The following is a 22,644-nucleotide window of genomic DNA, read 5'->3' as shown; positions in this document are numbered from 1 at the left end:
CGAACCTGCGCTAACCTGACCACGCGACCTGAGGAATTCCGATGAGCAACTCTGGGGAATTTCGATGAGCGCCATCAACTGCACGTCGACGTCGATGCCGATCTCCTTCATCCACGGCTTGAAGTACTCCGCGATGGACTGCTCGGTGGAGTCCTCGGAGTCAACCAGGAGGCGCAGCTTGAGCTTCTTGCCGTCCTTCTCGCGGATGCCGTCGGATCCAACGGTCCAGCCGTCGTCCTCAAGCTTCTTCTTGGCGGCCTCGGGATCGTAGCTCTGGATCACCGGGTTCTCCGTGGAGAGGGTCCACTTGGGGAAGGACACCGGGATGAAGCTGGTAGCCAGCACACCCTGGTTGTCCTGGACCTTCTCCAGCAGCGTCTTGGTGTCGGTGCCGAGGCGGATGGCCTGGCGCACCTCCTTATCCTGCAGCGCGGCGTTGCCGGTACCGAAGGACTCACCCGTGCGGGTCTTCAGGCCCGGGTTGATGGAGATGGAGGAGTAGCGGCGGCCCTCGCCGGAGTGCACCGTGACGCCCTCGGCACCCTCAAGCGCCTTGTACTGCGTGGGGGTCAGGCCCGCCACCAGGTCCACGTCGCCGGAGCGCAGCGCCTGCACCTGGGCATCCGAGTTGGTGTAGTAGATGTACTGCAGGCCGTCGATCTTGGGGGCGCCCTGCCAGAAGTTCTTATTGGCAGTGAAGGTGATTGACTCGTTGGCCTTGTAGGACTTCAGGAGGAATGGACCGGAGCCCACCACGTTTTCCTCGTTCTTGAAGTCCGCCGGGTTATCGATCTTTTCCCAGATGTGCTTGGGCACAATCGGGATCTCCACGCCCGGGTTGGGGGCCTGGGAGGACTTGAGCTTGATGACCACGGTCTTGTCGTCCGGGGTCTCAACGCTCTTGAAGTTCTGCACCAGGTTGCCGTTGGCGGTGCCCAGGTCCGGAACGGTCATCATCTGCTCGTACGTGTACTTCACGTCGGCGGAGGTGATGGGCTGATCGTCCGACCACTTGAGGTTGTCCTGCAGGGTGAACGTCCAGGTCTTGCCGTCCGTGGAGGTCTCCCAGTGATCCGCCAGGCCCTTGGTGGGCGAGCCGTCCTCCTGGCCGTTCTGCACCAGCGACTCGTACATGTAGCGAATCGAGTTGGTGGGCAGGAGGTAGATGGAGATAAAGGGGTTGAAGCTGTCCACGAAGCCGGAGGTGGCGATACGCAGGACGTTGTCACCCGACGTCGCCGCGGCGGACTCGGCCGTGACCGCCTGCGGCAGCGAGGCGGCGCTCGCGGCGCCGGCCGTGCCCAGCGGGATGGCGGCAACCAGGGCCGCGGCGGTCAGGGTGCGGGAAAGCCTTTGGAACGTGCTGGTGCGAGGTGATGTGCGCATGAGGTGTGATTCCTTCGGTCGAGACCAGACATCCACCACGGATGTCTGGTCGATGGAGACGATCCAAACCCATGTGATGTGACCTGGTCAACACATTTGAAGCAGATCAGCCCTGAGTTTTACCCGTCAGAAACACAACTACGAGCATGTAAAAGATGAAATCCTGCGGACTTCGATGCCAATTAGTGGCCGAAATCCGCCTAGATACTGCGGAATCTGGAAGAACCACGGGTGGCATTCACATGAACGGGATGTGCCGCCCGCTGGACTGCGCGAGTCCCACACCGGATGATCCGTTACGGATCATCCTTCCGTCAGCCATGGACCCTCCGAAAGTTGCGTGACACATGACAGCCTCATCCCCCGCCTTCAACTCCGCCCTGCTCCGCTCCGACACCGCCCACGGCTGGGACGCAAAGCGGCGCACCTGGACCTCCGCACCGCTCTCCCCCGGTTTCGACGCGGACCAAGTGGTTGCAAGCTGGAACCTGACTCCGGCTTCCGGGGCACTCATCGAAGTGAGCGCGGCCGATGCCCACGGGATGTGGGGCCCGTGGTTGGCGCTGGCCCGGTGGGACGCGCTGGACGGAGCAACGCGCACCAGCACTGCCGCGGGTGATGGCGCGGACGCCACGACGGGATGGGACGCCGAGGAACTCGACGCTGGGCCCGCAACGGTGGAAACTGATGTGCTCACGGCACGCCCGGGCCAGGCCATCACCGCTGCGCGTCTGCGCATCACGCTGAACGAGCCAGCCAACCTCAGCGCAGACAACGAGGCCCTCACCCTGGCGGCCCTGCACTTCAGCGCGCCGGACCCCGCGGCGGCCGTGGCACGCGAGGCGACGGACCCGACCACCGGCGTCGGGCAGGAGGAGACCCCGCTGCCCGGGGCGGCAGACGCAGCCAACCCGATCACCGGCGCTCGGCAAGAAGAAGCCCTCACCGGCGCCACGACGGCCGTGCGCCCGCTCTCGCAGCGGCAGCACAAGCCGCGCACGGATCTGGGCGGCGGCGGGTCGGTGTGGTGCTCGCCCACGTCGCTGGCCATGGTGATGGACGCGTGGGGCGTGGAAGTTCCCGCGGAGATGCCCCGCACGGACGTTCCGCCCACGGAGGGCGACCCGCGCGTGCCGTGGACCGCTGCGCACGTGTTCGACCCGGCCTTCGCCGGCACGGGCAACTGGAGCTTCAACGCGGCGCTAGCCGGTCACCTGGGGCTTGACGCCGTGGTGACTCGCCTTGGCTCGCTGGCGGACCTCGGCACGCTCACGTGCGCTGGCTTCCCGGTGATCTGCTCGGTGGCGTTCAACCAAGAGGACATGCCGGGCGCGGACTACTCCACCGCCGGGCACCTGCTAGTGGCGCTGGGGCTGGACGCGGACGGAAACGTGCGCGTGTCGGACCCGGCCTGCACCACCCCGGAAGAGGGGCTTCGCACGTACCCCGCGGGCGCGTTCGACGCGGCCTGGGCCACGAGCCGCCGCACGGTGTACCTGCTTGGCCTTCGCGGGGCGGCGCTGCCGCAGGCATCGGAGGGCTCGCGCGCCTGGTGAGCGCGCCACTCCGGAGCCGCTCACGTCGTTTCCTTCAGTTCACCGGTCAATAGACACGTGAGGTGAAGGAAACGACGTGCATGGCCGCGGAGACGCGGACACGGGCACCGCGCCGGCCTCAGAACTCCAGCAGCACCTGTGCCAGCAGCTCGGCGCGCTGATGCATGGAGGCCAGGGAGGCCCGCTCGGTGACCGCGTGGGCACCGGCGCCCACCGGCCCAAAGCCGTCAACGGTGGGGATGCCCAGGCTGCCCACCAGGTTGGTGTCGCCGGCGCCGGCGGCGGGCCGCCCCTCGAGCGTGAGCCCCAGGCCCGCGGCAAGACGCGAAAGGGTCCCAGCGAAGGCCGTATCCCCCGCACTGGGCGCCCAGGCCGGGCGGTGGCTGAGGATCTCCACCTCCAGCTGGGCGCGCTCGCGCACGGGCGTGAGACCCCGCAGTGCAGAGAGAACCCGCTCCTCGGTGCGGCCGTCCATGAAGCGTAGCCCCAGCTCGGCCTCGGCGTGCGCGGAGACCACGTTGGCGCGGGTTCCGCCCTGGATGGTGCCGCTGTTGCAGAGCACCTCGGAGGCCAGTGTGGGGTCCCCCGTGATGGCCCGCACGGCCGCCAGCTGGTCCACCAGTTCGTCGATGGCGGAGGCGCCGCCGTCCGGGTCCAGCGCGGCGTGGGCGGCCTTGCCTGTCACGGCGATCCGCACGCGGGTGCTTCCGCGGCGCCCCACCTTCAGCGCGCCGTCCGGGTGCGGGGACTCGAAGCCGATGGCCGCCACCACGCCCTGGCAGCAGCGTTCAAGCAGGGGGCGGCTCTCCGGGGAACCAATCTCCTCGTCGCACACCACCACTACGCGCACAGCGCGGCGCTGGGTCTCGCGGCCGCGCAGGCGATCCACGGCCTCCAACATGACGAGGAGTCCGGACTTCATGTCGAACACACCGGGCCCCGCCACGGTGTCGCCGTCCACCAGCCACGGCACCTCCCCGTCCAGGGATCCAACCGGCCAGACGGTGTCGCTGTGCCCCACGAAGAGGAGGGGTTCGCCGCGCCCCGGAACCTCCGCCACCAGGTGCGTTCCCGCGGGCGTGACGTGCAGGGTGACCTCGGCGCCGGCCGCGCGCCACCACGCAGCCAGGAGCTCGTTGATGCGGGCGCTGGCCTCAGCATCGCGGGAGGGACTCTCCAGGTTCACCAGCCTCCGGAGCCGCTCCAGCAGGCGCGGGCCGTCCGCCTCAAGATCCGCTGCGGACGGGGTGCCTGGCGTCTGGTTCATGTCACTCTCCTGTAAGGAACCGTTTTACGAAACATATAGGACTCTTGCCTGACTCACAACGGGCTTATATTGTCGGAGAAACCTCCTCAAACCGTCCAAACATAGGAAACGTATCGTGGACGACTCCCGCGGAGCACTTCCCGCCGGACTAGGCATCCAAAGCCTCACGGACTCCGCCTCCCTCCTGGAGGCAGCCGAGCTGTACGCCCGAGTTTTCCGGTATCAGCCCAAGGATTTCTCCCTCAACCCGAACCTCCTCTCGGCCCTGGCCAAGAACGGTGGTTCCACCGTCGGCGTCTACGCCGACGCCACCGGACAGGCCCCCCGCCGCCTGGTTGGCTTCGCCTATGGCTTCGCCGGCCGCGACCGCGAGGGCCTTGACTTCCACTACTCCCAGGCCGCCGTGGTGGATCCCGCCCTGCAGGGGGCGGGCGTGGGCCGCGCCCTCAAGCTGGCCCAGCGCGAGGTGGCCCTGGCCTGGGGCCAGCACACCATGCGCTGGACCTTCGATCCTCTTTTGGCACGTAACGCGCACTTCAACTTCAATTCCCTGGGTGCCGTGGGCGCCGCCCACGAGCGCGACTACTACGGGCGCCCGGGCACCGACAGGCTGGTGGTGGATTGGAGGCTCGACGCCGGTGCGGGCCTGGGCGCCGCGGGCGCGGCGAGGGCCGCGGCGACACGCGCGCTCACCCCGCACGGACTGGGAACCACGGAGTGGGGCCTTGCCACGCCGGCCACCGAGCCGGAGGCCCTGGGCGGGTTCTGGATTGCCATTCCCTCCTCGGTGGTGGCGGGGGATGCGAACGACGCCGAGCGCGCGGCGCTGCGCCAGCGGCTGGCGGACACCCTCGACACCATGTTCCGAAACGGAAACGTTCTTCTCTCCTGCTCCCGCGTGAGCGACGATCCGAGTACGGCCGCGTATCTCGCGGTGCCAGCCAGCGCCCTGCAGGAGCAATCATGACCGAGCTTCAGGAGAACACCGCTCCCACCCCGGACCGCTCCCTGCCGTCCCCGCAGGATCGCTTCGGCGAGCGCTTCCGCACCAACGTCTCCGCCGAGGGCGTGCAGGCGCGCGTGATGGAGGCGGAGACGCAATCGCTGGCGCAGACCTTCGCCGAGCTGGCCGCGTCCGGCGCCGCTCCGCGAGCCGCAGCCGTGATCCTGGGAGCCCGCCGCCGCTACATCAGCGGCGAGGGCAAGTCGGGAACCTACGCGGCGCTGCTGGGCGCGGACCTCTCCGCCACCCTCTCCAACGTGTTTGTGGTGGACGGGCGGGCCCTGAACCCGCTTGCTGTGCTTTCCGATGTGCGTTCCTCGGATGTGCTCATCGTCTTCTCCCTGCGCCGCTACCGCAGCGAGACCGTCCGCTTCGGCGAGGCCTTCAAGGCCGCCGGCGGGCAGCTGGTGGTGGTGACCGACGCGGACGACGCACCGCTGGCGCCGCGGGCGGACGTGCGCATCCACGTGAACACGGGGTCCGCCTCCTACGCGGACTCCCCCACCGCCGTGGCCGCCGTGTGCCAGCTGTTGGGGACCCTCACCGCGGCGAGCGCCAAGGGTGCGCGCCGCCGCCTGGCCGTGCGCGACGAGCTCGCCGCGACCCTTGATCTCTACCATCACGAACCAGAAAAGGAGCCAGAGGCATGAGGATCGAAAGGCTGCGGCTGTTCGAGGTTGGCCTTCCCCTGGTCCATAGCTTCCAGACCAGCTCCCACCGCAAGTCCGGGCTTGACCACATCCTGGTGGAGGTCACGGACACCGAGGGCCGCGTGGGCTGGGGCGAGATTGCCTCACCCGCTGACCCGTACTACTGCTCCGAGACCACCGTGACCGCGTGGCACGTGGCGAGCCACTACCTGGCCCCCCGCGTGGTGGGAGTGGACTGGGAGCACCCGGACGAGCTGGATGCAGCGTTCGCCAAGATCCGTGGGCACGAGTTCGCCAAAGCCGGCGTCTCCGGCGCCGTGTGGGACCTTTTCGCCCGGGCACAGGGCCTGCCCCTGGCCACGGCGCTGGGCGGCACGCGCACCGAGGTGGTGGCCGGAGTCTCCCTGGGCATTGAGCCCACCCTCGACGCACTGGTGGAGCAGGTGGAGCGCCAGCTTGAGGCCGGCTATGGCCGAGTGAAACTGAAGATTGCCCCGGGCTGGGACGTGGAGCCGGTTCGCGCCGTGCGCGCCGCCCACCCCACCCTTGACCTCCACGTTGACGCCAACGGCGCCTACCCGGACACCGAGGAAACCGCGGCCGTGTTCGCGGCCCTGGATAAGCAGCACCTCACCATGCTTGAGCAGCCGTACGCGCCGCGAGACCTCATGGCCCACGCCGCGCTGCAGGCCCGCATACAGACCCCCGTGTGTCTGGACGAATCCGTGGTTGACCTGGGAGACCTGCGCACCATGATTGCCCTGGACGCTGGCCGCGTGCTGAACATCAAGGTCTCGCGCATGGGCGGCCTGGGCCTGGCCCGCAAGGCCCACGACATGGCGCTGGAGGCCGGCATCCCCGTGTGGTGCGGCGGCATGCATGAGTTCGGCGTAGGCCGCGCCGCCAACGTGGCCATCTCCTCGCTGCCGGGCTTCACCCTCCCCTCGGACGTGTCCGGCTCCGACAAGTACTACGCTCACGATGTTGTCCTGCCGCCGGTCAGCGCGGACCACGGCGTGGTGACGGTTCCCACCGGCGCCGGCTTGGGCCACCAGATCGACGTGCCGTGGGTGCAGCAGAACACCCTGCGCACCTTCGACACGGCGGCCGTGCCGGCCTGAGTCCGCAGCCACACCGCCAACCCAGCCACCCGCGCGCCGAGACCGGCGCGCGGGGCCCGGTCACCGGCGTCGTGCACCAGAAAACTTTCCTGAAAACCCCAGCAGAACCCATCCAGGAGCCTTCCTTGACCCCCCTGAGCCTCTTCGTCCTTGACCTCTCCGCCGAGGGCGCCGGCCGCCTCACCCGCCACGACCCCGCGGAGCCAGTCATCCCGGTCACGGACCTGGGCGTCACCCGCGGGGACGGCATCTTCGAGACCATCGCCGTGCGCGGCGGCGTGCTGCAGGCGCTGGGCCCGCACCTTGACCGCTTTGAGCGCTCGGCCGCCATGCTTGACCTGCCCGTTCCCAACCGGGCGCACTGGACCGAAGCCATCGAGGCCGCGGCGGCCGCCATCCCCGAGGACCCGCGCCCGGGCGCCGTGAAGTTCGTGATGACGCGCGGCATTGAGGGCGGCAGCCACCCCACCGGCTGGGCGCTTGGATTCCTGGCGGATGACCCGTCCGGCGAGCGCGCGGGCGGCATCAAGGTGGTCACCCTGGACCGCGGCTACCGACACGACGTGGCGCAGACCTCGCCGTGGCTGCTGCAGGGCGCCAAGTCGCTGGCGTACGCCGTGAACAAGGCAGCCGGGCGCGAGGCCGCCCGGCGCGGCGCGGACGACGTCATCTTCGTCAGCTCCGACGATTACGTGCTGGAGGGCCCCAGCTCCACCGTCATTGCCCGCTTCGGCGACACCGCAGTGACCCCGCCCGTGGAGCTCGGCATCCTGCCCGGCACCACGCAGGCCGACGCGTTCACGGCGCTTGAGGCGCACGGCGTCGCCACCCTCATCAAGAACCTCTCCCCCGCGGACCTCGTGGAGGCGGACGCGCTATGGCTGTGCTCCAGCACGCGCGGCGCCGCCCCCATCCGCGAGCTGGACGGCGCGGCCAGGACCGTTGACGCCGCCTGGACCGAACTGATGAACACCGATCTGGACGCTCGGAGGCGTTAGGCATGATTCCCGTTATCGATGGACACAACGACCTGGCCTGGGCCAGCCGCGAGAAGCGCGGGTACAGCGCGCTGGGCTTGGACGGAAACGTCCCGGACCTGCACACGGACCTGCCGCGTCTGGCGGCCGGAGACGTGGGCGGGCAGTTCTGGTCCGTGTGGGTTGACCCGGAGCTGACCGGCGCGGAGCAGGTCACCGCAACGCTTGAGCAGATCGACTTTGTGCACCGCCTGGTTGCCGCATACCCGGAGCGCCTGCGCTTCGCGCGCACTGCGGCGGACGCGCGCGCCGCCATTGGTGAGGGCAAGCTGGCCTCCCTCATTGGCGTGGAGGGCGGCGCCCAGATCGACAATTCCCTGGCCGTGCTGCGCCAGTACGCCCGCCTTGGCGCGCGGTACATGACCCTGACCTGGTCCCGCACCATCGAGTGGGCGGACTCCGCCACGGATGAGGAGCGCCACGGCGGCCTCACCGCCTTTGGCGAGGACGTGGTGCGGGAGATGAACCGCATCGGCATGCTGGTGGACCTGGCACATGTGGCCCCCTGCACCATGCGCGACGCGCTGCGCGTGAGCACCCGCCCCGTGGTGGTCTCCCACTCCGGCGCGCTGGCGCTCACGGATCACCCGCGCAACGTCCCGGACGACGTGCTGCGCGGCATCGGCGAGGGGGACGGTGTGGTCATGGTGGCCTTCGTTCCCTCCTTCGTGAACCAGGCCCGCCGCGACTGGGTTGCGGCCGGCGAGGTGGGCCGGGCGCCCGCCGTAGGCGTGACCGATGTGGCGGATCACGTGGAGCACATCGCCCGCGTGGCCGGGCATCACGCCGTGGGCCTGGGCGCGGACTACGACGGCACCGACTCCATGCCGGATGGCCTTGGGGACGTCTCCTGCTACCCCGCGCTGCTGGACGAGCTGCGCCGCCGCGGCTGGAGCGAGCCGCACCTGGAAGACCTGGCGTACCGCAACGTGCTGCGCGTGATGGAGGCCTCCGACGCGGATCACCTGGCATTCATGGATGGCACCGCCCCGGCCCCGGCCGAGGCGCACCTTGCACCCGTGCGCCAGCTGGCCCCGTCGCAGACGCTGAGCGCGCTGCCGAAGGGTGAGCCGGCTGACGCCGCCAGTGCGGCTGACCCCGCCGCCCCCGACGCCAGCTCCCCTCGCGTCCTGGTGGTCATCAACTCCGTGGATTCCGGGCCGCGCCGCCTCACCGGCTGGCTGGAGGAGGAGGACCTGAACCTCGACGTCCGCGTGGGGGCGGAGGGCCTGCCCTCTACCCTGGATGGATATGACGGGCTCGTGATGCTGGGCGGTGGGCTCATGCCGGATGAGGACAACAAGGCCCCATGGCTGGCTCAGGAGCGCGTACTCGCATCCGAGGCCATCGCAGCAGATCTTCCCACCCTTGGCATTTGCCTGGGCGGGCAGCTGCTGGCCCACGTGGGCGGCGGTGAGGTGCGCGCCAAGTTCGGGCCCAAGGAGCGCGGCGCCACGGCGATTCTGACGTCCGAGGCCGGCGCGGCGGATGCCGTGCTGGGTGCCTTGGGCGCCAGCGCGCACATGATCGAGAACCATCAGGACATGATCACGGCGCTCCCGGCGGAAGCGGTGCTGCTGGGTTCCAGCGCCGAGGTGGCGAATCAGGCGTTCCGCCTGGGCAAGCACGTGCGCGGCCTGCAGTTCCACCCGGAGGCCTGCGCAGAGGACCTGCTGCGCTGGGACGATGCCGCACTGGCCGGCGAGGGCCATTCCCTGCAGGGTCTCGTGGAGACGGCGCGGACCGTTGACGAAGAGAACACGACGGCGAGCCGCGGCATGGCCAGCGGTTTCGCGGCCGAGGTGCGGCAGCGCTTCGCCGGGCGCAAGGAGGCCTGAGGCGTGGCGACTATAGCGAGGACCAAGGCAGGCGGCCCCATTCACACGGCGCGGGCTGTCGCTGTGCCTGGCGACGCGGCCGGCGACCCCGTGAGTGCGCTGAGTCTGCCGGGCCTCAGCACGCTGCCAGGCGCGCGCTACTCGGTGGGTGGCGCCGTGGGCGCCCTGCCCAGCGACCTGGCCGTCGCGGAGGCGGGCCTGGCGGCGCTCGACGAGAGGATGGACGCCGCCACGCTGCGTCGTGCCCCTGCTTCCCTGGCCGCCGTGGTGCACCGCGGCCGCGTGGTGGCGCTACGCACCCACGGCCAGCCGCGGCGCGACGGTGCCACGACGCAGGCGGATACGGTCTTTCGCATCGCGTCCATGTCCAAGTCGTTCTTGGCCGCCGCTGCCCTGAGCCTGCGGGACGAGGGGCTGCTTGACCTGCATGCACCGGTCACGCGCTACGTGCCGGAGTTGGCCTCCGCAGAGTTCGGGGGGCGCTGCGCCGAACTCACGCTTGATCTCTTGCTGTCCAACAAGGGCGGGTTGGCCGAGGACAACGCGTGGGGAGACCGACACCTAGGGCTGGCGCGCGCCGACATGGCCCGGCACGTGGCCGATGGCCTGCGGCTGAGCGCTGAGCCGGGCACCACCTACCAGTACTCAAACCTGGGCATCTCCATCATTGGGCGAGCCATCGAAGCGGTCACCGGCTCCGCCGTGGAAGAGGTCATTCGGCAGCGCCTGCTGGAGCCCCTGGGGTTGAGCTCCACGCTGGCCGACGCACCGCTGTACCCGGAAGGCGCCGACCTGGCCGCGGGCTTCCGCACCTTCGACGACGGCACCACCTTCGTGCCAGAGCCGTACGTGGGGTGCGGGGCGCTGGGATGCATCGGCTCGCTGTTCTCCACCGCCGCTGACATGGCCACATGGATGCACTTCTTGGGATCCGCGCTCGAACCATCCACCGCGGAGAGCGCTGCTGGTGCCGCCGACGAGGCCGTGCTCTCGGCCCGCTCGCGCCGGGAAATGCAGACGGCCCGCACTCTGATGAACGCCACGGCGACATCTCTGGGTGGGCGCACCTTAGAGGGCGTGGGCTATGGGTATGGACTGGTGGCGGAACACCATGCACGCTTCGGCCGCGTGATTCAGCACTCCGGGGGGCTGCCTGGATTCTCCTCGCACATGCGATGGCATCCGGTCAGCGGCGTAGGGGTGGTGGCCTTCGGCAATACTGATGCGTTCGGCGCCGGGGCCATCGCCGGAGATCTGCTCGAAGCAGTGTTGGGCACCCTGTCTGTGCCTTCCGGCGTGGTGCGACCGTGGGCTCAGGCCCGTGATGCCGCCCAGGCCGTGGATGCTGCCGTGCGCGCCGGGGACTCCCTGGGTGCCTTGGCCGACACGCCGGGACTCCTCTCCCCCCAGTTGCTGGCCGATGCCTCCGCCGAGGTGCGCGACGCGCGCCTGTCCGTGCTGCTTGAGACGCTGGGGTCCCCGCTGGCCCGCGAACCGGGCGACGGGTTCGCCGAGCGGATCGTGAGCGCGCCGGAGGCCTCGACCCTTCGCTGGGGCATTCCGTGCCAGAACGGAACGCTGCTGGCCGAGGTGCATCTGGTGGGACTGCACTCCCCTGTGGTGCAGGGATTGACGTTCTGGATGGCCAACGACGAAGGAACGCTCCCCGCGGGGGAGCCCGGCTCCTCGGACTGGCGCTCCGCGGCCGTGGTGGAGGGCTGACCACCGGCGAAGCAGCACGAGCCGGAACCGCACCGAAGTCCGGTGCGGTTCCGAGGCACCGTTGACGCCCGTTGGTGGGGGGCCGGCTCCCTCGAGCCGACTCACCACCAACGCGCCCCAAGCAGGCCGATCAGGCCAGGGCCCCCATGGGATCCCAGGCCGGCAGTACCAGCGGCTCGGTGGCCAGCGCGTCCTGCAGGGACTGCGGCAGGCGATCCTTGCGGACCACCACCTCGAAGACGTACTCGTCGAACCAGGAGTCGTCCATGGTGCAGAAGCCCCCATCGAACTTCTCCGAGCCCCAGCTGTTCTCCACGCGCCAGCGGCGCGGCGTGTTCTCCACCAGATCGACGCCCGTGAACAGCATGGCGTGGGTCATCGCGGATTCTCCGAAGCGGACCCGCTCCTCCTTCGTGGTGGACAAGTCCACGCCATAGACGCCGTTGTAGTCGAAGAGTTCCGCGTGCCAGATGCCGCCGGTGCTTTCCATCTGCGGGTCCACATCGCAGCCGAACCACACGGGCTCGCCCTGCTCAATGCTGGCCGCGGCAACTTGCTTCATGGTCTGCACATCGACGTTCAGGTACAGCACGGGCGAACCGCCCACCACGTTGCCCAGGTGCGCAACCGTGAGCGTTGCGCCCTTGGGATGCTCCGGACGCGGGTCATCCACCAGGCAGACGTACTGCGTCAGGTCAATCTCGGTGTACGTGGCCAGGAAGGACTGCGGCGTGAAGGTTCCCTCGCGGTGGAAGACCCTGTCGTCGTCGTTGTATTGCCACTCAAACTCGGTGGGAGGCACGCCGAGGTGAATCGTGAGGATGCGGTGGGTCTCCTTGAGGATCTCTTCCTTGAGCGAGGTCAGCTCGGCGGCACCAGCGTCGGCCTGAGCCGCCTCGCGCAGGCGCCGAGCGCCGATCCGCAGCTGTCTGCGCAGCGACTGGTTCAGCTTGGAGGTATTGGAGGAGGATTCAGTCTCCGGCATGAGGGCCTTGGGCACGGCACCATGCTTGAGGAACACGGAGACCTCCATGTCCCATTGGCCTCCGTCATCCGCCACGTTCCCCAGCAGGAAGGCGGGCAGGCGATCCTCCGGGGCGGCGTCCGCCAGCTGGATCATGTCCTCCAAGAAAAAGTTGGCCCGCTCCAACTTGTCCCAGTACATCGCGTGGTTCTGACTGAACTCGAACTCCTTGACGTTCAAGGCCCGGCGGGCGTCCGAACGCAGCAGGTTCAAGGCGGCAAAGAGCCAGCAGCGCCCGGAGCGCTTCTGATCCACAGCCTTCCAGTCATCCAAGCGATGGGACATAGAGGTCTGGACGGAGAGCAAGCGTGTGCGGTCAAGGGCCACGTCATCCACCGTGGTGCGCGCGACCGCGTTCATGGACCGACGCGCGGCAGCATCCGCTTCAAATGATTCGAACCAAGCGGCGAGCGTTTCCGGGGAGAGTTGCTGGCGTTTGCGAGATTTATCAGGCATAGGAGAGGTCATGGCCCTATGCTGTCACGCGAGTGATACGAAACATATACCCAACCGGATTCCCTCGATCCTCACGGCACGTTGGACGCCGACCTCGCGCATGACGCGCACGCCTCCGGAGGCCGGGAACACTCCGGAAGGCGTCGCCGCCCCACCGCACACGCAGGGTTGACCTGCGCCCCGCTCAGAGCGCCAACGCTTCCAGCGCGGTGCTGCGTGGTGAGGGCTTCTCTCTGAGTACCGTTCATCGCCGACGCGCGGCACGGCCGCGCCCACAGCGCGACGTCAGAAGAATCCTGGACACGAGCATCGCGGCAAGGATGCGCCAGGATTCAGGGATGACCCAGGATCGAGCAGCCACCGCGCCGCAGGCCAACACCCCAGCGCCAGCGCCCATGCCCACCGGCCCGATAAAGCACGCTGGTGGGTCCCAAGCCTGGCCGGTTCGCTCGGTGGCGTGGTGGCAGCCGTCCTCTCCGTCACGCCGTCGCTCCTCCCCCGCCCCGCCTCGCTCCAGGGCGTGCTCGCGGCGCTCGCGTTTGGTGTGGGCTACCTCGTGGGTGTCCTGGTGTGGGGCGCCGTCCGCGCGGCCCTGCTCCGCCGCTTCACACTGCCCCGACCGGGCCGCAACTCGTGGATCGCGTACGCGCTCGTGTGGCTCGTCGCCGTGATCGCGCTGCCCTCGCTGGCCCTGCACTGGCAGAACGAGATCCGCCAGCTCGTCAGCATGGAACCGCTCAACGGCCTCAGCGTGGGTGCGTTCCTCGGCACCTTCATCCTCCACACCCTGCTCTTCCTCCTCATCGGCAAGGGCGTGCGCGGTCTGTACCGCCGCTTCGCGCGCCGCCTGCGCGCGCCGCTGGCCGGCCTCCTCACCGCCGGCGCCGTCGCGGCCGGGCTCGCCCTCGTCGTGGCTGGCGCGCTGGCCGGCGTCGACCGCATCTTCTATGCCAGCAACCACGGACCCGAGGAGGGTGTGACCGAGCCCGCCTCCACGTATCGATCGGCCGGCGAGGGCTCGGCCATCGCCTGGGACACCCTGGGCCGCCACGGCACGGCGTTCATTGGAGGCGGCCCAAGCGCCGCCAAGATCACCGAGATCACGGGCCAGCCGGCCAAGGAACCCATCCGCGTCTACGCGGGGCTCGAGTCGGCGCGGCCCACGCAGGCCAGGGCGGATCTCGTGGTCAAGGAACTCGAGCGCACGGGCGCCTTCCAGCGCAAGGTCCTCATGGTCGCCACGACCACGGGCTCCGGTCGGCTCGAGGCGCAGACCGTCGATTCGCTCGAGTACCTCCTCGGCGGCGACACCGCGATCGCCTCCATGCAGTACGCCTAACCCCCCCCAGCTGGGTCTCCTTCGTCTTCGACCCGGACGCGCCGGTGGGTGCCTCGCGCGCGCTCTTCGAGACCATCGAGGCCCGCTGGAAGCAGCTCGCGGTGGACGCGCGGCCGCAGCTCCTGGCCTACGGCCTGAGCCTCGGCGCGCACGGCACACAGGCTGTCTTCTCCGACGTGGATGAGCTACGTGCCCGCACCGACGGCGCACTCCTCGTCGGCAGCCCAAACGGCTCCACGATGTGGCGCACGCTCCAGTCCCAGCGCGACGCCGGCACCTCCGAATGGCAGCCGGTGCTCGACGGCGGGCGGCAGGTCCGCTGGATGTCTCGCCCCGGCGACGGGGCGGCAGGGCAGGGCGAGTGGGAGCGCCCGCGCGTCCTCTATCTCCAGCACGCGACTGACCCGATCACGTGGCTCTCGCCCAAGCTCTTCTGGCGGCGCCCCGAGCGGCTCACGCCTGAGCAACGCAGCGCAGACCTGAGCCCCTCGATGCACTGGATCCCCGTGGTGACGGGCCTGCAGGTCACGCTCGACATGCTCGTGAGCGAGGCGGTCCCCGCCTCCTATGGCCACAACTTCGGCGACGTGGTCCTCACCGGGTGGGAGCAGGTCAGCACGGGGTCCACCCTCGATGCGGCCGCGCTCGAGCGCGTGCAGACGGAGATCGCCACGTACGCGCAGATCCCCCTCTTCCAGGAGTAGCGCTCCGCGGAGGCACCCGGCATGTGGCGCCCCGTCCAGCGCGTAATTTGGCCGCATCAGCAACGCTGCGAGGTTCGGAGGAACCGCCATGAAGAGACGCTTCTTGCCAGTGATCGGGGCCGCGATCTGCGCCCTCTACGCCCTCGTGTGGGCGGTGTCCTCGGGGCTGACCGGCGAGGAGCTGCGGTCCATGACGCCGTGGTTCCTCATCATTGGCGGACTCATCGGCGCGTTTGCCGGCGGCGTGGGCGCGATCGCGGAGGCAGCGCAGGAGGACTCCTCCGCCACCCGTGCGCTCGAGGCCGCGATGGTGGCCGGAACGGCGGCCGGTCTGGCCACGTTCGTCCCCGAGCTGCCCTACGCATCCTCCGGGCCGGAGGCCCTGCTGTACGTCGGTCTTCCCGGGGCGCTCATCGCCTTCGGCGCCGTGGCGCTCTTCTCCTGGCGGCACTCGCAACGAAGCGTTCGGCCGGCACTGGGGACGGCAGCGGCGGGGGCACGCTGAGGCTCACCACCGCGGGTTCCGGGTTCGGCAGAACCGCGATGGAACGACACGCCTCCAGCTGACCGGCGCGGGCGCGGGAGCCGCTGCCGCCTTCGCCTCGGCGACCACGCCCCTCCACGGCGCCCACCCGCCGTCGGGCACTGAAAACCCCACACACCAAAGGAGGCCCCGCCAGCAGGCGGGGCCTCCGATGCATCCGGGGGGAAGAAGGTGAATCAGGCGCTGACCTTGTCCTGGGCCTTGCTCGTCAGAGCGCGGATCTGCTCGGCCACGATGATCGCGTCACCCTCGGGGGCGTCGGAGACGCGGTCGGGGCGGGCGATGGTCAGGTAGAGGATGCCGGAGCCGGCCACGACCACGAGGCCGATGAGCACCACGTAATCGGCCCAGAAGTCACCGGTGTCGCCCGGCTTGGCCAGCAGGAACATCGCAAAGAGGCCGTAGGCCAGGGCTACGACGTTGACGACGACGCCCCAACGGCCGAGGGAGAACGGACCCGCCGGCTTCCAGCCCCTGATGCGCTGGCGCAGCGAGGCCAGGACGACGGACTGGAACGCGCAGTAGATGCCGAGGACCGCGAAGCCCGTGATCGGCACCATGAGCGCGGGGTTGATCCAGACGATGACGGCCAGCACAGCGGGGACGGTGCAGGCCACGATGAGCGCGTTGGTGGGAACCTGCGTGCGCTCGGAGACCTTGGAGAGCCACACGTGGCCCGGGAGCATGCCGTCGCGGGCGAAGGAGTAGAGCAGGCGGCTCGCAGCGGCCTGCAGGGAGAGCACGCAGGAGATGAACGCGGTCACGGCGATGATCAGGAAGACCTTGGTGCCGATGGGACCCACCGTGGAATCGAGGATGCTCGGGATCGGGTCCGGGTCCTCGCCGGAGACGATCGCCTGCAGGTTCGGGGCGGCCAGCACGTAGCCGCAGAAGGAGAAGAGCGCGGAAACGCCACCCACCAGGATGGTCATCATCATGGCAACGGGGATGCGCTTGGCGGGGTTCTCCACTTCCTCGGCCACGTCGCCGCAGGCCTCGAAGCCGTAGAAGAGGAAGAGGCCGGCGAGGGCAGCACCGAAGAACGCGGAGGAGTAGCTGCCGGCGCCCTCAACACCCATAGAGTCGAAGAAGACGCTGAAGCTGTTCTTGCGCTGGAAGAGGAGCAGGTACAGGCCCAGGCCGATGACGCCGATGAGCTCGGCCATGAGGCCGATGCGGGCCACGCGGCCCAGCCACTTGGTGCCGGAGAAGTTGATGCCAAGCGCCAGGAGCAGTAGGCCGAGCGTGATCAGCAGGATCACGGTTGGATTGGACGGATCCATGCCAAACAGGCTGGCGGCAAAGCCGGCGCCGTACTGCGCCACCGAGGTGATGGTGACGATGATGGCCCAGATGTAGACCCACGTGGCCATCCACGCATAGCGGCGGTTCCAGAGCCTTCTGGCCCAGGGGTAGATGCCGCCGTGGATGGGGTACTGCGAGACCACCTCACCGAACACGAGCGAGACCAGTAGCTGGCCGGCGCCCACGATGAAGATCCAGAACACGGACGGCGGGCCGCCCACGCTCAGGGAGACGGCAAAGAGGGAGTACACGCCCACGATGGGCGAGAGGTAGGTGAAGCCGAGGGCGAAGTTGGCCCAGAGGCTCATCGACCGCTTGAAGGTGTCGTCGTAGCCGAGCACCGCGAGGTGTTCGTTGTCGCTGAGCGACGCTGGCTTAGGAGCCTGATCAGTCATGAGGGTGCACTCCTGATTGCGAGGGATCAAAACATAGAGCTGTAGATTTTTAACACAGCTCACACTCGAGCGTCGAGGGGTTCGGCGATTGTTTTCATGGCGGAAACACGGGACCGAGGCCGCGGCGTGCACCACCGGAGCGCAACGCACGCCAGAGATAAGGCACGGAAGGGTGGGCGGTGTCTCGTCGCGGGCTTGACGTAAAAGATTGAGATGTGAATGATTAGTGATCACCCTCACCGAAAGGAGAAGCCCGTGCTGATCACCGGAATCAAGAGCCGCCCGACCTACGACGAGCTGACCCCCCTCGCCAGCGGCCTGCGCCACGTCGCCGCCGCCCAGGGCAGCGGAGGAGCTCCCCTCCTGAAGCTGCTTGCGGCCATGACCCCCGCGCAGCGCGCGCAGACCACGGTCATTTACTCCACCGAGTCCTTCGACGGCGACAACCACCTGGCCGAGCTGACCACCGAGTCCGTCGCCGAGCTGATCCCCGTGAGCTCCAACGAGGCGGCCCTCGAGACCCTGCGCGAGGTCCTCGGCACGGCCAAGATGGGCACCCGCCTATACCTCGCCGGCTCCGAGGGCTTCATCGGCACGGCGATGCAGGTCGCCAGCGCCTTTGGCATGGACAGCGACGAGGTGCTGCGCGAGCAGGCCGGCTCGCTCGTCCGCCGCGTGTGGTGCGCGCACTGCGACACCTACACCGACAACGTCACCATGCGCGTCTTCGAGTGCCCGGGCTGCCACCTCAACCTCGTGGTGCGCGATCACTACTCGAGCCGCCTGGCCGCGTTCCAGGGCGTCAAGGCAGACGGCGAAGTTCCCGGCGAGCTTCCCGACATCGATGAGGAGTTGGACACGTGAGCACCGCCAGCGCAGGCACCCTGCACCTCCGCGTCGAGAGCGTGGAGCCCGTCACCCCGGAGATCAGCCGCTTCACCTTTGTCCCCACGGACGGCTCCTGGCTTCCGCCGTTCTCCGGCGGCAGCCACGTCACGGTCCTCATCGAGACGGAGGACGGCACGCACCGCAACGCCTACTCCCTCATGAGCTCGCCGTACGACGCGAGCAAGTACCAGATCGCGGTCCGCCGCGTGGAGGACGGCAAGGGCGGATCCGTGGCGATCCACCAGAACGTCAAGGCCGGAGACATTGTCCCCGTGACGATCCCCGCGAACCTCTTCCCGCTCTCCAAGCACGCCCGCCACCACGTGTTCATCGCCGGCGGCGTGGGCATCACCCCCGTCTTTGCGCAGCTCGAAGAGCTCTCGCTGAAGGGCGACACCTACGAGCTGCACCTCGCGGTGCGCGGTGCCGACCACTCCCGCCTGGGCCTCGAGCTGCGTGAGCGCTACGGAGACGCCGTCACCCTCTACGAGGGCGGCACCGGGAACCGGATGAACATCGCCGAGGTCCTCGCCGAGCGCCCCCTCGGCACCCACGTCTACGTGTGCGGCCCCTCCGGGATGATCGACGAGGTCGTGGACTCCGCCCACGCCCTCGGCTGGACCGACTCCCACATCCACTTTGAGCGCTTCGAGGACACCGGTTCCACGGGCGAACCCTTCAGCGCGACCATGGCCAAGACCGGCGTGGTCATCAACGTCTCCCCCGACCAGAGCCTCCTCGAGGCCGCGGAGGAGCAGGGCTACCGCCTCCCCTACCTCTGCCGCGGCGGCGCCTGCGGCGAGTGCGAGCTGGAGGTCGTCGAGATCGAGGGAACCATCGATCACCGGGATGACTGGCTCTCCGAGAAGGAACGCGCAGCCAACTCCCACATCATGCCGTGCGTGTCCCGCGGCATCTGCTCCAAGCTCGTCATCAACGCCTGAGGAGAATGTCGATGTCTTCCACCCCCATCTTCAAGACGCACGAGACGTACACCCCCGAGGGCGAGTTCGACTACGTCAACTCCCGCGAGAGCGTGCGCCGTTCCCCGTTCCCCTTCCCGGATGACGAGTACATGTACTCCATGAATCTGGAGCCGCACGTCCCCACGGGCGAGGGTGCCCTGCGCGCCGAGTTCGACATCGACGAGCACTACGTCTCCGAGTGCCGCCACCGCGCGCAGATGCTCGAGGACATGCCCGGCGTGCACTACGCAGCCCTGCCGCACATGCTGGAGGCGCAGTGGGATCTCCTCGAGGTGATCTTCGAGGCCTATGCCCGCGACTACCCGGAGCACTTCACGCTGACGAAGAACGGCAACGAATGGCACTGGGTCAACCGCCTGCTGGAGATCGACGACACCTTCACGTTCGGCGACCCCTCCACGCTCCCCATGGATCCCATGGAGTACGCCACGCGCCAGGCCCAGGGCGAGTTCATCGTCCTGGAGGAGAAGGACAACGACCTCATCATCGGTGCCGGCATGGCCACCGAGCGCGCCGACTACTCGCTGCGCTTCAACCTGGGCATGCACTTCTACGAGTTCCACGGCCCCGTGCCGAAGCTGCACGAGATGGGCATCCTCGACCGCGCTCTGAAGTTCCTGCTGCGCATGAAGCCGGGCCACCCGGTGCGCCGCGTGAACTGGTCGCTGACCGTGAACCCGCGCCTGGAGACCTCCGTGGAGACGCTCCCCGACTGGGCCCCGGACCGCGCCACGGTCACGGAGGAGAACGCCGGCGAGAGCGTGTACCTGCGTATCGAGCTGCAGCCCCTGCACCGCCTGCCGCGCTCCAACGCCGTGGTCTTCCCCGTGCGCACCTACCTGATCTCGCTCGCCGAGCTCGTGGAGCACGCCCCGGATTGGGCCAAGCGCATGCACCGCGCGCTCGCCTCGCTCGATCACGAGCTCGTGGACTACAAGGGCTTCCACCGCTACCACGAGCACGCCGTGAACTGCCTTGCCAAGTACGACGACGGCGCGCCGCTGGCCACGGGGTACCCGTGGCTTGAGGGGGGCATCCAGCCGGGTGAGTGACCGGCTCGGTCGCGGGGCTCACCTCATCGAGCCCCGCAGCCTCCACCGTGCGGCGCGGGCCACGGCCCGCGCCGCACGGCTCCGGGGCGGGGCGTCGCGCTCGACGTAAACTGGGCGCGACGCCCCGCCCCTTCCCCTTTGTTCGCGAACAGGAGTCACGTGAGAACCACCGGAGCCGAGCCCCACCCCGCAGCGGCGGCGGAGGAGGCTCAACAGGCCGGCAATGCTCATGTGATCGCGGACCGGATTGCGAACTCGATCTCGCTGGGGCTGCTGGCCGTGGGAGAGCGCCTGCCCCCGGAGATCGAGCTGGCCCAGCAGTTCGGCGTGGCCGTCGCGACCCTGCGCAAGGGCCTGGCCGTGCTGCGCGAGCGCGGCATCGTGGTCACGCACCGCGGCCGCAGCGGCGGCAGCTTTGTCGTCAAGGCACCCTTCCCCTCCGACGCCGAGTCCGAGAACCGCCTGCGTTCCTTGAGCGTCGTGGAACTGAGGGATCTGCGCGACCATTCCATCTCGGTCGGCTCCACCACGGCCCGCCTCGCCGCCGAACGGGCGTGGGACGGGGCGCTGGCGCGTCTGCGCGAGCTCGCCACGAGCGTGACGACCGCCCCCACGGCCGCCACCGCCGCGAGTGCCGACAGCCGCTTCCACATCGAGGTCGCCGTCCTGGCCCAGTCCCGCCGACTCATGAACGCCGAACTGGAGCTGCAGAGCGAGCTCACCCCGCTCCTGTGGGCCCAGAGCCTGTTCGGTGGGGGCGGCGCGCGCTCCATCCAGGAGCAGCACCTGCGCATCGTCGACGCCATCGCCTCGGGTGACGGCGACGCGGCGGCCCGCGCCATGGCCGAGCACATCTCGGCCGATGCCCACTGCGTCATCGACGCCAAGCTCTCACTGGAGGTCACGTCCTCGTGAGCTCGTCTCCCTCCCCGCTCGAGGCCGCCCCAGCGGCCGAGCTCGCCGACCCCCTCGACGAGTCAGGCGTTGCTCCGCCCCCCGAGGTGGATGCCCTCTCGCGCTGGTTCACGCGCGCCTTCGCGGACCTCGACACCCTCAACGCCGACTTCTGCGAGCATCTCGAGAAGGCCTCCTCCCCCGAGGACGACGTCGTGGCGCTGGCCCGCCTGGGCCGCGACGGCATCAAGAAGCGCAGCAAGCGTTTCCTGGCCGAGCACCCGGCCGCCGACGGCGTGGGCGTGATCTTCGCGCGCGCCGCCGATGCCGAGGGGCGCGGGGTCATCGAGTGGTGGGAGCGCGACGCCTCGCTCGGCGTGCACCGCTACGCGTTTGGCCTGAACCCGTCCGGCGACCGCTTCTACGACTACGAGAAGATCGAGTGGTTTGTCATGACCTTCGGGTCCGGCCAGCACTGGATCACCGGCCCGTACATCGACTACCTCGGAGTGGACGAGTACGTCGTGACGCTCACGGCACAGAGCTCGGTGCACGGCCGCCCCGTCGGCATCGCCGGCGTCGACATCAAGATGAGCGACCTCGAGCGCGAGCTGCTGCCGCTGCTGCAGCGCTTCCCCGGCCGCGCGGCACTCGTGACCACGCACGGCAGCGTGCTCGCGAGCAACACCAGCTCGCTCATCGCCGGCGACCGCGTGCGCCCGGCCGAGCTGGGCCTCAAGGAGCACCCGCTACGCGCCTCGGGCGCCTCGGTGACCGTCGTCTACGAGTGAGCCGCGGCGGCGCGGCGCGCCTACCATGGAGCCCATGGGAATCGGCGCCGTCATGCACACGTTCACCGTCCAGCTCGCGAACGTGGACGCGGGAATCTACGAGGAGATCTCGCTGCGCACGGCGCGCCAGGCCTCCGAGACCGAGGGCAACCTCCTGCTACGCGTGATCGCCTACGCCCTCGAGTTCGAGGAGGGCATCGAACTGAGCCAGGGCATCGCCGCGACGAACGAGCCGGCCGTCTTCGTCAAGGACCTGACGCGGGCCTTCACCTCGTGGATCGAGGTGGGAGCGCCCGACGCCGCCCGCCTGCACTACGGCTCCAAGCTCGCCGGCCGCGCGGCCGTCTACACGCAGCGCGACCCCGAGCGGCTCGCCGCCACGTGGGCAGGCAAGCCCCTGCACCGCGGCAAGGAGATTCGCGTGATCGGCTTCGAGCCGCACTCCATCGATAACGCGGCCGAGGCGATCGAGCGCCGCAACGATCTCTCCCTGACGCTCACGGAGGGCACGCTGTACCTCGAGCTCAACGACAAGCAGTTCTCCACGCCGGTGCTGCAGTCCTTCGCGGCCTAGCTGTTCTTCCCACGGTGGTTGTGGTCAGCGTGGCGTGACGGGATGAGGTGAGGACCTCCGGTATCGATGTGGGTTACCACACTCACTCGATCCACGGAGGTCCTCGTGTCCT

The 22,644-nt window shown here is 69.0% G+C and carries 19 protein-coding genes and 1 pseudogene; 16 read left to right on the top strand and 4 right to left on the bottom strand.

Annotated elements, in window-relative coordinates; translation table 11 throughout:
• The coding region (locus tag DWB68_RS14955; RefSeq protein WP_147391706.1) for an ABC transporter substrate-binding protein at positions 1-1,386 on the bottom strand (1,386 nt) is incomplete at its 3' end.
• A 347-nt stretch (positions 1,387-1,733) separates the two neighbouring features.
• Between DWB68_RS14955 and DWB68_RS14950 the strand changes: the two genes are divergently transcribed.
• A complete protein-coding gene (locus tag DWB68_RS14950; RefSeq protein ID WP_199700472.1) occupies positions 1,734-2,942 on the top strand; it encodes a C39 family peptidase in 1,209 nt (402 codons plus the stop codon).
• A 118-nt stretch (positions 2,943-3,060) separates the two neighbouring features.
• Here DWB68_RS14950 and DWB68_RS14945 read toward each other — a convergent pair whose 3' ends face one another.
• Positions 3,061-4,209 (bottom strand): M20/M25/M40 family metallo-hydrolase, encoded by a 1,149-nt coding sequence (locus DWB68_RS14945; protein ID WP_119425922.1) that lies wholly within the window; start codon positions 4,207-4,209, stop codon positions 3,061-3,063.
• Between the two features lie 115 nt (positions 4,210-4,324).
• Between DWB68_RS14945 and DWB68_RS16880 the strand changes: the two genes are divergently transcribed.
• The 6 genes from DWB68_RS16880 (at position 4,325) to DWB68_RS14915 (ending at position 11,580) form a co-directional block, all read left to right on the top strand.
• On the top strand, positions 4,325-5,176 hold the full coding sequence (locus DWB68_RS16880) for a GNAT family N-acetyltransferase (protein WP_119425921.1): 852 nt from the start codon (positions 4,325-4,327) through the stop codon (positions 5,174-5,176).
• Entirely contained in the window at positions 5,173-5,862 is a 690-nt protein-coding gene (locus tag DWB68_RS14935) for a MurR/RpiR family transcriptional regulator (protein WP_119425920.1), read from the top strand. The genes DWB68_RS16880 and DWB68_RS14935 overlap by 4 nt, the downstream gene beginning before the upstream one ends.
• On the top strand, positions 5,859-6,983 hold the full coding sequence (menC, locus tag DWB68_RS14930) for an o-succinylbenzoate synthase (RefSeq protein ID WP_119425919.1): 1,125 nt from the start codon (positions 5,859-5,861) through the stop codon (positions 6,981-6,983). Before DWB68_RS14935 ends, menC begins: the two co-directional genes overlap by 4 nt.
• A 125-nt stretch (positions 6,984-7,108) precedes the next feature.
• On the top strand, positions 7,109-7,981 hold the full coding sequence (locus tag DWB68_RS14925; RefSeq protein ID WP_119425918.1) for an aminotransferase class IV: 873 nt from the start codon (positions 7,109-7,111) through the stop codon (positions 7,979-7,981).
• 2 nt (positions 7,982-7,983) lie between these two features.
• A complete protein-coding gene (locus DWB68_RS17205; RefSeq protein ID WP_119425917.1) occupies positions 7,984-9,858 on the top strand; it encodes a membrane dipeptidase in 1,875 nt (624 codons plus the stop codon).
• A 90-nt stretch (positions 9,859-9,948) separates the two neighbouring features.
• Entirely contained in the window at positions 9,949-11,580 is a 1,632-nt protein-coding gene (locus DWB68_RS14915) for a serine hydrolase domain-containing protein (protein ID WP_233548864.1), read from the top strand.
• Between the two features lie 130 nt (positions 11,581-11,710).
• On the opposite strand, the gene DWB68_RS14910 is transcribed toward DWB68_RS14915, so the two are convergent.
• Positions 11,711-13,060 (bottom strand): C1 family peptidase, encoded by a 1,350-nt coding sequence (locus DWB68_RS14910; protein WP_119425916.1) that lies wholly within the window; start codon positions 13,058-13,060, stop codon positions 11,711-11,713.
• Positions 13,061-13,517: 457 nt separating this feature from the next.
• On the opposite strand from DWB68_RS14910, the gene DWB68_RS17080 reads away from it, so the two are divergent.
• The 3 genes and pseudogenes from DWB68_RS17080 (at position 13,518) to DWB68_RS14895 (ending at position 15,608) form a co-directional block, all read left to right on the top strand.
• The gene (locus DWB68_RS17080; protein WP_119425915.1) at positions 13,518-14,399 is read left to right on the top strand and encodes an alpha/beta-hydrolase N-terminal domain-containing protein; all 882 of its coding nucleotides are present in this window, start codon (positions 13,518-13,520) and stop codon (positions 14,397-14,399) included.
• A gap of 17 nt (positions 14,400-14,416) precedes the next feature.
• Positions 14,417-15,103 (top strand): annotated as a pseudogene (locus DWB68_RS17075) (alpha/beta-hydrolase family protein); the annotation flags it as partial.
• Positions 15,104-15,191: 88 nt separating this feature from the next.
• Positions 15,192-15,608 carry a hypothetical protein gene (locus tag DWB68_RS14895; RefSeq protein ID WP_119425913.1) on the top strand — a complete coding sequence of 139 codons (417 nt, stop codon included), beginning with the start codon at positions 15,192-15,194 and terminating at the stop codon, positions 15,606-15,608.
• Between the two features lie 215 nt (positions 15,609-15,823).
• On the opposite strand, the gene DWB68_RS14890 is transcribed toward DWB68_RS14895, so the two are convergent.
• The gene (locus DWB68_RS14890) at positions 15,824-17,347 is read right to left on the bottom strand and encodes an APC family permease (RefSeq protein ID WP_119425912.1); all 1,524 of its coding nucleotides are present in this window, start codon (positions 17,345-17,347) and stop codon (positions 15,824-15,826) included.
• 255 nt (positions 17,348-17,602) lie between these two features.
• Between DWB68_RS14890 and DWB68_RS14885 the strand changes: the two genes are divergently transcribed.
• The 6 genes from DWB68_RS14885 to DWB68_RS14860 all read left to right on the top strand — a co-directional run bounded on the left by DWB68_RS14885 (position 17,603) and on the right by DWB68_RS14860 (position 22,532).
• Positions 17,603-18,211, top strand: coding sequence for a dimethylamine monooxygenase subunit DmmA family protein (locus DWB68_RS14885; protein WP_119425911.1), 609 nt, complete (start codon positions 17,603-17,605; stop codon positions 18,209-18,211).
• Positions 18,208-19,179, top strand: a complete 972-nt coding sequence (locus DWB68_RS14880) for a PDR/VanB family oxidoreductase (RefSeq protein ID WP_119425910.1) — start codon at positions 18,208-18,210, stop codon at positions 19,177-19,179. The genes DWB68_RS14885 and DWB68_RS14880 overlap by 4 nt, the downstream gene beginning before the upstream one ends.
• Positions 19,180-19,190: 11 nt before the next feature.
• Entirely contained in the window at positions 19,191-20,273 is a 1,083-nt protein-coding gene (locus tag DWB68_RS14875) for a heme-dependent oxidative N-demethylase family protein (RefSeq protein WP_119425909.1), read from the top strand.
• Between the two features lie 159 nt (positions 20,274-20,432).
• Positions 20,433-21,188, top strand: a complete 756-nt coding sequence (locus tag DWB68_RS14870) for a FadR/GntR family transcriptional regulator (RefSeq protein WP_158588336.1) — start codon at positions 20,433-20,435, stop codon at positions 21,186-21,188.
• On the top strand, positions 21,185-21,958 hold the full coding sequence (locus tag DWB68_RS14865; RefSeq protein WP_119425907.1) for a cache domain-containing protein: 774 nt from the start codon (positions 21,185-21,187) through the stop codon (positions 21,956-21,958). The genes DWB68_RS14870 and DWB68_RS14865 overlap by 4 nt, the downstream gene beginning before the upstream one ends.
• A gap of 34 nt (positions 21,959-21,992) precedes the next feature.
• Positions 21,993-22,532, top strand: coding sequence for a YaeQ family protein (locus DWB68_RS14860; protein WP_119425906.1), 540 nt, complete (start codon positions 21,993-21,995; stop codon positions 22,530-22,532).
• Positions 22,533-22,644 lie beyond the last annotated feature (112 nt).

This window comes from Galactobacter valiniphilus, from assembly GCF_003575975.1.
Taxonomy (GTDB): domain Bacteria; phylum Actinomycetota; class Actinomycetes; order Actinomycetales; family Micrococcaceae; genus Galactobacter; species Galactobacter valiniphilus.
Note: the sequence above shows the minus strand (reverse complement) of the source record. Positions and strands in the feature narration are given on the sequence as shown.